The organism is Methanolobus sp. (assembly GCF_016278365.1).
Classification (GTDB): Archaea; Halobacteriota; Methanosarcinia; order Methanosarcinales; family Methanosarcinaceae; genus Methanolobus.
Genome location: NZ_JADQBZ010000008.1, coordinates 369,379 through 383,819, shown reverse-complemented (window position 1 = coordinate 383,819; position 14,441 = coordinate 369,379). Strand labels below are relative to the sequence as shown.

The 14,441-nt window shown below is 41.9% G+C and carries 13 protein-coding genes; 7 read left to right on the top strand and 6 right to left on the bottom strand.

Going from position 1 to position 14,441, the window contains the following annotated elements; translation table 11 throughout:
* Positions 1-12: 12 nt before the first annotated feature.
* From QZZ22_RS10380 to QZZ22_RS10370, 3 genes are read right to left on the bottom strand one after another with little or no spacing between them, the layout of a single operon-like run.
* On the bottom strand, positions 13-1,524 hold the full coding sequence (locus tag QZZ22_RS10380; protein WP_292464555.1) for a class I SAM-dependent DNA methyltransferase: 1,512 nt from the start codon (positions 1,522-1,524) through the stop codon (positions 13-15).
* Entirely contained in the window at positions 1,521-2,639 is a 1,119-nt protein-coding gene (locus tag QZZ22_RS10375; RefSeq protein ID WP_292464553.1) for a restriction endonuclease subunit S, read from the bottom strand. Before QZZ22_RS10375 ends, QZZ22_RS10380 begins: the two co-directional genes overlap by 4 nt.
* A gap of 3 nt (positions 2,640-2,642) precedes the next feature.
* Entirely contained in the window at positions 2,643-5,486 is a 2,844-nt protein-coding gene (locus QZZ22_RS10370) for a DEAD/DEAH box helicase family protein (RefSeq protein WP_292464550.1), read from the bottom strand.
* Positions 5,487-5,757: 271 nt separating this feature from the next.
* Between QZZ22_RS10370 and QZZ22_RS10365 the strand changes: the two genes are divergently transcribed.
* Both QZZ22_RS10365 and QZZ22_RS10360 read left to right on the top strand, forming a co-directional pair.
* The gene (locus tag QZZ22_RS10365) at positions 5,758-5,889 is read left to right on the top strand and encodes a hypothetical protein (protein WP_292464547.1); all 132 of its coding nucleotides are present in this window, start codon (positions 5,758-5,760) and stop codon (positions 5,887-5,889) included.
* Positions 5,890-6,075: 186 nt separating this feature from the next.
* Positions 6,076-7,257, top strand: coding sequence for a three-Cys-motif partner protein TcmP (locus QZZ22_RS10360; RefSeq protein WP_292464545.1), 1,182 nt, complete (start codon positions 6,076-6,078; stop codon positions 7,255-7,257).
* Here the strand turns inward: QZZ22_RS10360 and QZZ22_RS10355 are convergent.
* The 3 genes from QZZ22_RS10355 to QZZ22_RS10345 form a co-directional block, all read right to left on the bottom strand.
* Positions 7,243-7,995, bottom strand: a complete 753-nt coding sequence (locus QZZ22_RS10355) for a radical SAM protein (protein WP_292464542.1) — start codon at positions 7,993-7,995, stop codon at positions 7,243-7,245. The two genes, QZZ22_RS10360 and QZZ22_RS10355, sit on opposite strands and share 15 nt — an antisense overlap.
* Positions 7,996-8,212: 217 nt before the next feature.
* Complete coding sequence (locus QZZ22_RS10350) at positions 8,213-9,163, bottom strand: endonuclease/exonuclease/phosphatase family protein (protein WP_292464540.1); 951 nt, start codon at positions 9,161-9,163, stop codon at positions 8,213-8,215.
* A gap of 188 nt (positions 9,164-9,351) precedes the next feature.
* Entirely contained in the window at positions 9,352-9,582 is a 231-nt protein-coding gene (locus QZZ22_RS10345; RefSeq protein WP_292464538.1) for a hypothetical protein, read from the bottom strand.
* A 509-nt stretch (positions 9,583-10,091) separates the two neighbouring features.
* Here QZZ22_RS10345 and dph5 point away from each other — a divergent pair.
* The 5 genes from dph5 (at position 10,092) to QZZ22_RS10320 (ending at position 14,307) form a co-directional block, all read left to right on the top strand.
* Positions 10,092-10,895, top strand: a complete 804-nt coding sequence (dph5, locus tag QZZ22_RS10340) for a diphthine synthase (RefSeq protein WP_292464536.1) — start codon at positions 10,092-10,094, stop codon at positions 10,893-10,895.
* Positions 10,896-10,998: 103 nt separating this feature from the next.
* Entirely contained in the window at positions 10,999-12,696 is a 1,698-nt protein-coding gene (locus tag QZZ22_RS10335; RefSeq protein WP_292464534.1) for an ATP-binding protein, read from the top strand.
* 23 nt (positions 12,697-12,719) lie between these two features.
* A complete protein-coding gene (locus QZZ22_RS10330; protein WP_292464532.1) occupies positions 12,720-13,001 on the top strand; it encodes a DUF357 domain-containing protein in 282 nt (93 codons plus the stop codon).
* Between the two features lie 46 nt (positions 13,002-13,047).
* On the top strand, positions 13,048-13,389 hold the full coding sequence (locus QZZ22_RS10325) for a DUF555 domain-containing protein (protein ID WP_292464530.1): 342 nt from the start codon (positions 13,048-13,050) through the stop codon (positions 13,387-13,389).
* Between the two features lie 18 nt (positions 13,390-13,407).
* Positions 13,408-14,307 carry a carbohydrate kinase family protein gene (locus QZZ22_RS10320; RefSeq protein ID WP_292464528.1) on the top strand — a complete coding sequence of 300 codons (900 nt, stop codon included), beginning with the start codon at positions 13,408-13,410 and terminating at the stop codon, positions 14,305-14,307.
* The last annotated feature ends 134 nt before the right edge of the window (positions 14,308-14,441 follow it).

Genomic DNA, 14,441 nt, shown 5'->3' with positions numbered 1-14,441 from the left:
GGTATGCATATCTTATTTTTCTCCCACCAGCTGCCTCAACTCTGAAATATTTTCCAGTATCTGCCTTTCCAAATCTTCAATCTTATCAATAATGACCTCAGGCTTCTCATACTTTACATCTTCATATTCGATTTCTTTATATCGGGATATGGAAAGGTCATAATTGTTATCCTTTATCTCTTTCACAGGTACAAAAAAGCACTTGCCCTTTCGGTCTGTGGGGTTTTCAGTTTTCCGGTTCCTGAATCTTGCAATGATATCAGGAATATCTCCCTTCCTGTCAATCGGATTTCTCTTATCATCCAGTGAATAACCGTCTGCATCCATATCATAGAACCAGACCTTCTCTGTACTATCACCTTTGGTGAATATCAATACAGCTGTGGAAACCCCGGCATAAGGTTTGAATACGCCCGATGGCATGGAAACAATACCTTCAAGCTGGCATGTATCAAGGAGCATCTTCCGAAGGCTTCTATGAGCACCTGAACTGCCAAATAGCACCCCATCGGGAACAATAACACCACATTTGCCGCCGACCTCAAGCAGGCGTATCATCTGCTCTACAAACAACAACTCGGTCTTTGTTGTTCCAAGAGTGAGCTTGTCATTGATATCAGTTTTATCGATACTACCCTTGAACGGTGGATTTGCAAGGATGACTGTATATTTTTCCGCTTCTTCATACTGATTTGACAGGGTATCAACAAGTTCGAGATGAGCGGATTTGATACCATGAAGAACCATGTTCATAAGTCCGATGCGTACCATCGTTGAATCGAAGTCAAACCCATAAAAAGTGTCATTGTACAGTTTGTCCCAATGACTTTGCTCGGTTATATGGTCACCGATGAGATTATGGTAATCTCCTTCTTCATCAATTTCAACCATGTCAGGACTTGTATACTTCTTCAAAATATACCTGAAGGCACTGAAGATAAAACCACCCGTACCACAAGCAGGGTCACAAACTCTGTCATTGACATCCGGGTCAACAAGTTCCACAATCATCCGGATTATGTGTCTTGGTGTCCTGAATTGACCATTCTTTCCGGCAGTGGATAATTGACTGAGTAGGTACTCATAGAGGTCTCCCTGTACATCGGATGATTGTGCGGAGATATCCAGTTCATCAATTATCCCAACAGCTTCTTTTAGCAGCGCAGGCTTCGGAATAATGAACACTGCATCTTTCATATGTTTGGAGAATAATGTTTTCTCCCCATCGTGAATGCTTTTGATGAAGGGGAAAACCACATCTCTTACATGGGGAAGCATCTCCACAGCTGACATGTGTTTCCAGTGTGACCACCTGCAACTTTCATTTCCCACGAAGATGGATTTATACTCCTTTCCCATTGCAGTGGCTCGCCGTTGTTCCAATATGTCCATATCTTCAAGCCTTTTCATGAAGATAAGGTATGACATCTGTTCAATGGATGATAGAGGATTGGATAGACCACCACTCCAAAATTTATCCCAGAGGGAGTCTATCTGTGATTTCTTGTCAGGTGAAAGTCTCATGATACCAGTTCTCCGGTGAAGGCTTTTTGCATAAGTACATTGAAAAGCATATCAATTTCTTGATGACATTGTTGCTGAGTCTGTTTACTTTTTTCTATATTTTCAACAAAGTCTGCAAATTTGTTTTGCATCGACAACGGAGGGACAGGAATTTCAAAGTTCTTCATTATTGTTGTATTCAAGTTAGGTTGAGTTCCATCAGGAGCAGTTAATCTAAAATAGTTACTGATGCTGTTTATCAACTTTAAAAGGTAAATTATATTTAATTCGATACTAATATCTTCCAATGAAAGCCAGCCGTCGTGAATACAACCATCAATATTGAGTATTCGTGCAAAACCTAAACTAACTCCACAATTTGCAAATATTAAAGAGCCTTTTTTCAATAAAACACTTTTTTTGACACCTTCTTCTATTATTTTTTCAGCTGTATTTTCGATATATATGTCGTTCCCCTTGGTTCCATCTCCTATTTTGACCCAAGGAACTGTACCACCTACATAGTTTTCAATGGGTCGTGGAGAAGCACCTCTTCTTATTCTGCACAACTCCCCTAGTTTCCTTTTATTCCATCTTTTTGGGTTCGCAATTGGGTCCCCAAACATCTCCACAAACACACTCTTCAGGAACTGCTGTGTCAGTTCATCAGCCTGTGCCCGCAGTTTTTTAGTTTCTTCGGCTTTTTCAAGTATAGCGACAATTTTATGTTGGGTTTCGAGAGGTGGGAGTGGAATATCTTTCGAATAAACATCGTTTCTATTGAGTCCTGGAATTGCAGTAGATTTGTTTAGTGATTTGAGATTTAATGTTGATAAGAAATAGTATAGGTACTTGAGAGCAGCATTTGCCGGTGGATTTATGTAATAAGTAGTATCAATTGGCCAACAGTATGTATTAGACAAGTGTACAGAACCTATTGACCCCTTTCTTCCAAGAATCAAGCATGGATTTGGAACCATTGATTCATCGTGGTATCCAACAATCCCATTAGAACCATATACAGGAATACTCCCTTTCGGGTTTCTATTTTCTCCCTTTAGCCCTTTTCCATACTTTAATTCAATAATGTCTCCAAGCTTCTTCCATTCCCATCCATCCGGTAACTCATTTTCCATCCGTTATGCCTCTGCTGTAAACAAATCCCTCTCGATTCCATTACAAATACCGACAAAGGCATTTAACTCTTCCTGACTGAACATTGGCATAGGTGCGTTTGTACCGAAATTGGTGAAAGGTGCATTCCACAGATTCGAGAATTCAATATGTTTCTTTCTCAGGAACATTGTCTGCAGTGTCCTGATGAAATTCAGCTGGTCTGCATTGTATTGTTTATTGTTTTCAATGATATAGGTGTTAAAAGCATCCTTTATCTTTTCATCAGGGGAGGGATAGTCATACAAACCCAATATATGCCGTATAAACTCTACCAAAGTGGTATTCTGGATGTGATACATCTCATTGAATTTGGATTCGCTCACAGCAAACTGAGAGTTATGCAATGTGTTTTCCAATGACTGCAGGTCAGCTTCAGTCAAAACCTCATCATTTTTTATTTTCCTGATAACTGGATGAGTTTCTGCAAGCTCCCGTATCCAATCCTCAATCTTTTTCCTGTATTGAACGGCATATTCTGGTTCATTATCGTCACTGAGAATCCACTGCTTCCGTTCCTGTATCGTATCACTCATATTGATGACAATGGTATCTCTCGGCTCCTTCATCATATTGGGCATCAGGGCAGACAGTTCATCCATAATCATCTTTGCGTCATCAAAACCAATATCATTCCAGAAAGAGCTTGATAACACTCTGTCAATGAACTCTTCTTTATCTTTGACCTTATCCAGAGTCCTTGGTAAACAGTCCACCATCTCGGCAATGGATTTTTTCTGACGTTCAATTTCCAAGGTATCATTCATCAGAATGGCGTATGCCAGTTTTTCACATCGAAGAATAAATGTTGACTCTTTCAAGTTGACATTCGGTTTGTACTTCATCAGAGGCATTATTTTCTTCTGAAGGAACTCTACTGGGTTTATCGCAATATTGTCCCATAGTTTCGGAGACAGGGCTTTCTCCACGTCCTGCAGTTGTTCCCTCACACTGACTGAATCCTTTGGTAATGATTCAATGTCTGCAAGTACCTCCGCTTTCACCTTCTCTGCATGGGCAGAGTCACCCCTTGACATCAACTCTCCTAACTGCTTGAGCCTTAACAGGAAAATACGATTTGTAATGGATTCGGGTGATTCGTTTTTAACACCTTCCGGGTTCATGTTCCAGTAATCGAAATTGTTCCAAAAATCGAATACTTTGAAATACTCTTTTTTACCGTTAGGTAACCATTCTCGATATTCACAGGCACCATCTGCACGGGTTCCCCTACCGAGCATCTGCCAAAACTTTATTTTTGAAAATACCGGTTTTGCGAACACAAGATTGCATATTTCGGGGACATCAATTCCAGTATCCATCATATCAACCGAGATTGCAACTCTTGGATATGCCTTAGTTGCAAAGTCATTGATAAGGTGTTGTGCCCGCGGGTCTTCTGAAATGATTCTTTTGGCGAGTTGACCTTTATATTCTGGATAAAGGCGATTAAATGCTTCTTCCAGTCTCGAAGCATGTGTTTTTGAGATTGCGAAAAAGATTGTTTTTGCAGGAAGACTGCCCGATTCATCAGTAATGCAGTTTTCCATAAACTCCCTGACAATGGCTTCCGATGTTCCCTTTAGTGCAACTTTCTTCTCAATATCGGTACCTTCAAAGTTTATGGAATCAGGGTCTATGCCTTTACTCAGTAGTTCTTCACGTTCACTATCAGTTAAATCAGTTGGTTTCAGTCCTTCCATCTGGAAGTACGTCCGTGCACCCGATACATTCTTTCGGAAATCGCACAGAACTCCATCTTTTACAGCCTCTTCATAAGAGTATAAAGCAGTTGGAGCATTATCATCACATTCAAAGAATCGGAAAGTATCTCTGTCCATGAGGTCTGCAGGGGTGGCTGTAAGTCCAATCTGGATAGTATCCAGATATGTGAAAATGTCTTTCCATTTTACATAGATGGACCTGTGGGCTTCATCTGAGAATATCAGGTCAAATTCACCGGGAGATATTTTGTATCTGCCCTTACTGTCTTTCTGTGTATATATTTCCTGAAACGTTTGTATTGTGGAAACATACAGGCTTTTGGTAGAATCGTAGTTACCGGAAAGAATTATTTCTTTTGGTTCATCTTGGAAAAAACGCATGAAACCTTTATCGTATGCCTGTTTCCTCAGTGCCTGTCGGTCAGTCAGGAATAATACTTTTTGAACACGCATCTCCCTCATGAGTTGGTCAATGATTGCCATTGCAACCCTCGTCTTACCTGTCCCTGTTGCCATGACAATAAGCCCTTTTCTATGACCGTTGTGGATGTGTTCAATTACTCGATGTACTACCTCCACATTCTTGTCCCGGTCAATAATCGAAGGGTTGACAGATGTAGCATGATTGATTTTACTATTCTTTATTTGGAAGTCCAGTCGTTCCAGGTCTTTTTGAGCGTAAAAACCTTTTACGGGTCTTCGAGGATATCGCTCTCTGTCCCAAAACCATATTTCATATCCATTTGACAGAAATATAAACACATCTTTCCCGGTTTGAGCTTTGATATCATCAGCATACTCTTCAGCCTGTTTCTGACCCAGGAGCGGGTCTTTTGTTGTTCTCTTTGCTTCGATGATGGCAACAGGGTCGCCTATTCTGTCGAGCAAGAGATAATCAACATATTTACTCTCAGCGTCATTCCTGAAAGTTTCATGTATTTGTTTATAGATATGCTTCGTGAAATCCGATTGTTTGGTGTCAACTTCAACAATTACCTGTGACCTGTTACGAACATCCCACCCTTGCTCTTTCAGCAGGATATCTATTTTTTGGAGACGTGTTTGATGCTCGGAAAGGTTAATCACTGGAAAACCTCTTTAAAAAGTGAATATCCAAAGTTTATTGTATATTTACTGTTGTCCTATAAATAAGTTGATAAGTGAAACATATTCTGTATGAGTGTTGAACCTTATGTGCCTGTATAATAAAAGATAATCAGTTTGTGCAGTTTTCCTATTGTTCAAGTCAAACTGTCCAATGTCTTTGATTCAAAAGAGATTGAAAATGACGGACGACATTTGGAGATAATGCCCCAACCCATACCAAGACCAGTCCAACACATTTGGTGAGTCTACGTTGAAATATGAGTTCATCAAAAAATTCAAAGTAAAGTATGCAACTGCATCAGTCATGGATACTGAAATGTTGTGGATACTGAGGACTAGGGTTGACCTTGAGGATAACATCTATATGGTCCGCATGTGCTGATGGTGCGGACGTTGTTCAATGAATGTGCTGGCAAAGTAATGTTGCAGCAAAATGAGTATCTAACATATGTTTTTACATCAATATCTATTGAATAGTTTCACCATGCCATACTAAGTTATTTATGCAAGTTTCACATATTTTGTAATACCCCCTAAATGCAATGAAACAGATACTCTTGGTGAAAACATGCCCCTTGCTGATGATGACCCGAAAAAATGGATTTACAAAGAACATACCGAAGTCAAACATGAAATTCTAAGAAAGTACTTGGAAGCGTGGATAAAAATCCTTGGTAGATATCATAACACTGTTTGCTTTTTTGATTGTTTTGCAGGCAGGGGTCTTTATACGAATGGAGAACTAGGCTCTCCTTTGATTATTATGCGTGCAGTAAAGGATGTCATACGAAAATTTGATTTCCTTAAACACGTAGAGCTAACCTTTATTGAAAAAAACAAAAATAACCATGAGAATTTAGTAAAGGTAATACAAGATGAACTAAATCAAGACTCATCCGGTTATTCAGGCATAACCATTAAAAATATAATAAATGATGAATTTGCTGACATCGCTGATACAATTGTCCAAGACTGTAGTCACCCATCATTTTATTTCATCGACCCCTTTGGCTTTAGTGGGATTCCATTTGATAGTATCAAGAAAATATTAGCTCTTCCAAGAACAGAAGTCTTCATAAATTTCATGATTGAATACGTCTATCGATTTTTACCTAGTGAGGGGCATGCACGGAGCATAGAAGAACTGTATGGTATTCCCAACGTAAAGGCATTAACCGAAGAGGAGTACGAATATTTGGATTTAGAAGCAGCTCTTTTAAAGATATATAGAGACCAGTTGCACCAAGGTGCAAATGTAAAATTCACATTTCCATTCAAAGTGAATTCAGATGGAAAACTGAGGACTACATATTACCTTATTCACGCCACTAATAATTTTAAGGGTTGCGAAGTAATGAAAAACGTGATGTACAACGCTGGAACAAAAAAGCAATTTGGTTATCTTGGTCCGGCAGAAGGACAAATGGCGATAGGTAATTTCGATAATTTGGAATCCCTACAGGAATATCTTGCTGACATTTTCAATGGACAGTCTTTGACATACGAAGCCGTAAGAATGCAAACTGCTAATGATTTGCCATATGTGACCGGCGACTACAAAACTGCATTGCTTCAATTAGAAAGTAAATCAAAAATTTCGATTGAAGGAAAGGGTAAAAGGGGTGGAATGTCCGACTCATGTATGGTACATTTCACTCCTGTAACGATTGAAGACGCTGCAGAGGAAGTCAAACCTCTGGAAGTTGAAGACATGGAGGAACACAGTCAATCTTCATTATTTGATTTCTAGTGAAGGGGCACACTTCATCAAATCTCTTTTTATATAAAAATCACTACCATACATTTTGAGTTTATCAATAACATCATGCCTAAATTGGCACCAATCAACTTCCTTTTGTTGCTTATTATAGTTCAATTTACCGACTTTGAATAAATCCACAAAGTCGTGCGTTAAATCTATTAATTCCAAAGATTGTTCAGCAGTCCAGACTGGCTCAAGTGAAACAAACGTAGGAATACCCATTTTATGTGCTTTTTTAAGGGATTTTATGCGCTCTTTAGTTGGAGCGGCAAAGGGTTCTATTTCACGTCTTTGTTTTTCATCTGTGAAAACCAATGTAACACCGTATCGACTCAACTCTGGTCGTGATGCTAACAAATCAAAGTCCCTTTCGGACCTCTTTCCACCCTTTGTTAAAATTTCAATTTTTAGATTATTGCCATGTAATATTTTAATTGCTTCTCTTGTCAACCCTTCCTTAACATCTAAAGGTATGTAAGGGTCTGTGGTGAAAGATAGCAATATAGCTCTTGTTTCTTCCTCACTGGCAAGTTTCACTGCATCTCTTTTTAATTGCTCTAATGCATCTTTTCGGACAGTAGGAATAGAAAAATCCTCTTTTTTCCGGAATGTTGCTGAAGGGGCATAACAATAAGTGCATCCATGACTACAACCTCTGTAAAGGTTTGCGGCAAGCTCGCAATATTCTCTTGCTCTACCTCTCGGCTCATAAATAATGGATGTCATATTGTTGGTTTCCTTGAGATTAATGGGGTAATTATAAAAAGGTTTTTTAATGATACTGAATGTTCATATATAGTTTTATCTTTCATTTTAACATTCAATTTCCTCAATTGATGTCTATTTACAATGTTATATCTCGTTATATATATGGATTAATCAAGCACTATGAAAGTATTCTATGCTGGAGAATATGATTTAAAATATTAAAGATAAAATACATTTAATCGGCATCAAAGTCAATCACAAACTCCGCAAACACCGGATAGTGGTCTGATACGGCAACCGTCTGTTCTTGTGTCAGATTGTATACAAGGTCGTACCTGTGTACACCATATTCACGATGTAAATCAGATGTGTCAGTGAGTATAATGCGGTCATATGTGTAATCGGTTGACTTTGTAGTTGTATCCTGACTATCATCAATCACCCAGTAGTATGCATCAAGGTCAGATGTTCCATCTTCATCAAAGTAACTTCCATCTGCATTCAGGTCACCCATGATGATGAAATCCCCTTCATCAGGGTTCTGTGACTGAGCGTATGCAAGTACATCACCGAGTGCATTAATCTCCTCTGTGGCTTCATCTGGGTCAGTATGGATTACCATCAGGACCGCATCGTAATTGCCCTGTAGGGCTTCTATAGAGGCAATATAGGGTTGCCTGTGGAATGGGTCTGTCCCATCGGGCTCAGGGTAAGTGTGGGCATTGCTGATTGAAACTGTGTGGGTATTGTAAATGTATGCGTACTGTTCTTTGCTGCTCGTGCGCCCGAGCCTTTCACTGACCACATAGTCATATTGTGAACCATCTGAGTTAACGAGATTCACGAGTGCAGGAAGGGCAGTCTGAGAGGAGTCACGAATTTCCTGTATGGCAATGACATCGTATGTGCGGATGATGTCTGCAAGGACGGTCATGACATCGGGTTTTGAGGCTTTGGTGACTCCGAATACCTGTACGTTAAAGGCACCGACTCTTATAGTTTCAAGAGCAGTCTCAACTTGTGCATCTGTAGTTTCATTAGTGATTGGTGCTTCGATAAACTGTGTCACATTGGTTGTGGATACTTCAGTACTGGGTGTTGATTCATTGATGAATTCGCTGCTGTCTGAAATGCAACCAAATGTGAGTGATATAAGGATGAGAATCGTAATCGTTTTTAGTTTCATGTATGCCCCTCTATGCAGGCAATAGGTCCATTAAAATATTTATGGCTTCTTAATATCTGGATGACATACTCTTAATTATCCAGATTCATTTCAAATAATTTATACAGGTTGTAAATATGATTGTACTTATGGCATGGATACAAATTAAAATCCAACCAACCGACCATCATCCATGCCATATTCAATTATCAGAACTTGAAGAGCCTTTGATACTTTTCATAGTGTACGCATGCTATTTCGTATGTATTCCATGAACATGCATTACCTACGATAATGTGCCTGAACACCTTCTCTGTGTCGAGGTCACGATATGTATCAATGATTCTTGGAATGTCGAAAGTCGTCAATGCGGATGTACGGATTTGTTGGCGGTAGGTATTAACCCTGTTGTATATTTCTGGTTCAATGGGTGGGTTCATGGTTAGATGTTTGATACGGCAACTATATTCGCATATGCCGAGTGGGGAGAAAGTGAGAATACAAGTAAATTGCAATAATATTTATATATATTCAAAATAATTTATTCATTGAACAAAGAGAATCAGAAGCCAGCATGTAAGCCGGTCTGTTCGTCACCACGCAGACCGACTTGACCTCAACATTTTACACGCATATTTTCCAAAGAGTTTATCGAAACACTCGCAACGTATTAAATTTCCAGTTTCCTTCTCAGATTAAAGATTGGACTTCGTGGGGTTTCCCGAATGACCATTATAACAGAAACTCTATTCTTTTTGAATGAAAGTAGGTATTATCTTTAAAGTTAAGAAGGGATAAGATAAATGTATAACTGATGTGTTAACAGTATGATATCAAAAGCGTAAATTACTTTATTTGGATATTAATCAAAAAATTGAATTAGTATTTATGCAATTAATTAGTGGTCTTATGCGACAATTGTTTATTTACGTCTGTCATTATCCAGACCATGCTTACTTTCATAGGACTGGGTCTTTTCGATGAAAAAGATATCTCTCTAAAAGGGCTTGAAGCCATACAGCAGGCAGACATGGTCTTTGCGGAGTTCTATACTTCGGTGCTCATGGGCACGACCATTGAAAAGCTGGAGGAACTATATGGAAAGAAGGTTCATATCCTTTCCAGGGAAGATGTGGAGCAGAACCCCTGCTGGCTGGACCAGGCAACAGACAAGGACCTTGTTTTTCTGACAGGCGGGGACACCATGGTTTCCACTACCCATGTCGACCTTCGCCTGCGGGCACAGGATGCGGGCATCACGACCCGGCTCATTCACGGTGCTTCCATTGCATCAGCCATCTGCGGACTTTCCGGCCTGCAGAATTACCGTTTTGGGAAGGCCACCACCATACCTCATCCATACACCAGCAGCAGAGGCGTCACTGTCGTTTCCGAAACTCCCTATGACACAATAAAGCTCAACAGGCAGCACAACATGCACACATTGATGTTCCTGGACATAGACCGGGAGAAAGGGTACATGACAGTGAACCATGCGCTTGCTCTTCTAATGGAAGTGGAAAAAAAAAGAGGCGAAGGAATCATGGATAATACGCTTGCTGTCGGCATTTCCAGGGCCGGCTCACCGACGCCCATAGTAAAGGCAGGCTACGCGCACCTTCTCAAGGACAGCGATTTTGGCGCCCCACTGCACATCCTGGTCATCCCTGCATCATTGCACTTTGTCGAAGCCGAAGCCCTCGTAAAGCTTGCCGGGGGACCTTCTTCCATCATTGAAGATATTGAAGATTGAAGGAAATTGTATTGGAACATTCTAAAAAGGAACTTGCCAGCCGGGGAAAATATAATAATACGTGGCAAACATATAATAAAGACCAAGAATAGAGGGATGAAAAATGGTTCGAGGTTCAGTAGGCGTTATCTTTGGAGAGACAGGAACTCTGGAATTCAAGTTACTTGTCTCAGACAGTACAGCAGTCCATAGAGGCGCATATATAAAAGCCTGGCATGAGACCGACGGCTGGGTACTCGCACAGGTATTATCTATTACACGCTCAAGCGATTCCTTCACACTGGAGGAAGCAAAGAGCGGACAGCGAAAGGACAAAAGTGATGACAGGATTGTGGCCGAGGCCATAGTGATCGGCACCCGCGATGGTGATGGGATGCTCAGGTCCCCTGTTATTCCTTTCAGTCCCGGGGACCTTATATATGTGGCTGACGAGGGACTAATACGTTCCGTACTGGGGCTTTCCGGTGAGGACATGAACATTGGCCTGCTGGAGGGTACCGGCATCAAGGTTCAGCTAAGTATCAACAGTCTTGTGCAGAAGCACTGCAGCATCCTTGCCAAGACCGGGAGCGGAAAGTCTTATACCGCCGCAGTGCTGCTGGAGGAGCTTCTTGACCGTGATATTCCACTTCTGATTATAGATCCGCATAGCGAATATGCATCGCTTAAGAATGAGGCGCCCGAAGACCCGGAAGCCTTCAAGAAGTTTGGCGTCTCGCCGAAATCCTATGCAGACAGGGTTACTGTGTACACTCCTGCGACCAAAGCAATAAATCCTGCTGCAGATGAACTGTTCAGGCTCAACGGTATAAATCTCACTGTAAAAGACCTGGTTTCCATTTTCCCGGAGAATTTCAATACCACTCATACAGGAATACTCTATGAGGCGATACAAAAGATAAGGGCGGAAATGGAAACATACACACTGGAAGACATCATTTTCGCAGTCAGTAATGACAAGAGCAAGGCCCGGTGGAACGTCATCAGTATGCTTGAAGGCATAAACGAGACCGGCATCCTTTCACCAAATCCCACTCCTATAGGGGCACTTGTCCGCAAGGGAAGGGCTGCCATACTTGACTTCAAAGGTGTCCCGCCTGACATGCAAAGCATGATTGTCTCACAGATCTGCTCGGCGATGTTTGAGGCACGGAAGATGGACCACATACCTCCGGGAATGCTTGTTGTCGAGGAAGCTCACAACTACGCACCAGAAAAAGGCTTCAGCAAGACTGTCAGCACTGACATTCTCAGAACGATTGCATCCGAGGGCAGGAAGTTTGGCCTTGGAATGATGGTTATATCCCAGCGTCCGGCAAGGGTGGACAAGAACGTGCTTTCCCAGTGCGGCACCCAGATAATCATGAAGGTCACAAACCCTAACGATCTAAGAGCTATCAGTAAAGGTCTTGAGGGCGTGAGTTCCTATGTAGAGGACGAACTTATGAGACTTCCGGCCGGTGTTGCCATGCTTGTAAGCAATGACATCGAAAGGCCTATACTCGTAGACATACGCATCAGAAAGTCAAAGCATGGGGGAGAGTCCGTGAACGTTCTCAAGGCGGCAAAGGCAAAAGGCCCGATCCCTGAGCCGGAGGTTGCCACCAGAGTACCTGTTGTCAAGGCACAGCAAACCCACGTGCCGTTAACACCTGTGTCAGCGCCTCCAGTCGTGGAAAGCCCTGCAGTGCAAGAGCAGAAAGAGCAAACGAACGCACCTCCGCCAAAGAGGCAGCCTTCCCGGCCTCCCAGAAGTGAGGGAGGCAAACTGTTCACACGGATATTCGGGGGCAGCAAATAATCTTATAAGATGAGTGATATGGCATGGCTGCGGAACTGAATGAAAAGGTTAAGAGATATAAGGTGCTATTGGGGGCTGCGCTTGAGAAAGCCAGGGTCGCTCCCATAGACAGGTCCCACATGTACACTGTAGCCATAGACTATCGCACGATGGCCACATCATACTACAATGACGGACTGCACTTTATGGAAAATGATGATCCCGTGAACGCACTTGTGTGTTTCAGTTACGGACATGCCTGGCTGGACGCAGGCGCAAGGCTTGGCCTGTTCGATGTTGATGACGATGTTCTATTTACCATTTGAGTAATTAATAAGTGAAGAAGAAAGAGATGTGAATCGGAGAGAAAATATGACGAATTATCATGTTACACTTGAAGCTGCCTGGTTGGTTAGAGATGTAAAGTCCGGCGATGATGCAATTGGTGTTGCTATTTCTGAAGCCGGGAAACGCCTTAACCCCAAACTCGATTATGTGGAAGTTGATGTCGGGACCACATTCTGTCCGTCCTGTAATGAACCATTCAGCAGCGTATTCGTTGCAGCCAACACCGCCATAGTGGGTCTTGTCCTGGAGATGAAAGTGTTTGATGCTGAAAGCGACGAGCATGCTGCCAGAATCGCAAAGTCCGTTATAGGGAGAGCGCTCAGGGACGTCCCCCTGGATGTAGTGGAAGTCGAAGAGTTCGAATGAACTGTAGCAGGTGAGAGCATGGAAAAGGTCATCACCATTGTCGGCCACGCGGCCATAGACCTTCTTTTCGATGTTGAGAACATAGCTATGCACGACGAGTCCCAGCCCATTATAGAATATCATGAATATTTTGGCGGGGGCGCCGCTAATATTGCCGTCGGGATTGCAAGACTTGGAGGAAGCTGCCAGCTAATCTCAGCTGTCGGCGGTGATTTTGGTTCAAGTGGCTATGAAGCAAAACTGCAGGACCATAAGGTTGACCTCTCGCTCCTGTACAGATATGCAAATGAAAAGTGCACAAGGGCCTTTGTATTCACTGACAGGGAACACCGCCAGAGCACCTATTTCGACTGGGGTGCATCTGTCCACCTTAAAGAACTGGAGCCACCGGTAATCGATTTCGTACATCTGGCAACCTCTGACTCAACATTCAATGCAAGGATTGCAAAAAAAGCTCGTTTCGTTTCCTTCGATCCCGGACAGGACCTTGTAACCTATCCCAGGGAAAACCTCGAGAGCATCATTGAGAACACGAATATACTTTTCACTAACAGGCATGAGATCCAACGTGTATGCGAGATGACAGAAAGGTCATTTGAGCAGCTTCTGGAAACGATAGAAACCATTGTTGTCACATACGACGCCAAAGGAAGTATCATTCATAATGCAGAGGAAATGATCAACATCCCCATAGTCCCGGTGAAGGCTGTTGATCCCACGGGTGCAGGCGATGCCTACAGAGCTGGCTTCTTACTGGCATATACTCGTAACTATCCTCTTGAGACATGTGGCAGGATAGGTGCCACAGTTGCTTCATTTGCAGTGCAGAACATCGGTTGTCAGACTGACCTGCCTTCCTGGGAAGAGATGCAGGAAAGGTACGAGAAACATTTCGGAAAACTAGATGCTTTAACCTGATATCCTTTAATATTTTTTTTCTTTGTCCTTTTACGCTTTATTCACGATTCGATTTACTGTATGTGAACTATAATTAAAGCATCATTCGGCTTATCAGAATAACACAATCTCTTAATTTTACAAGATGCGGATTT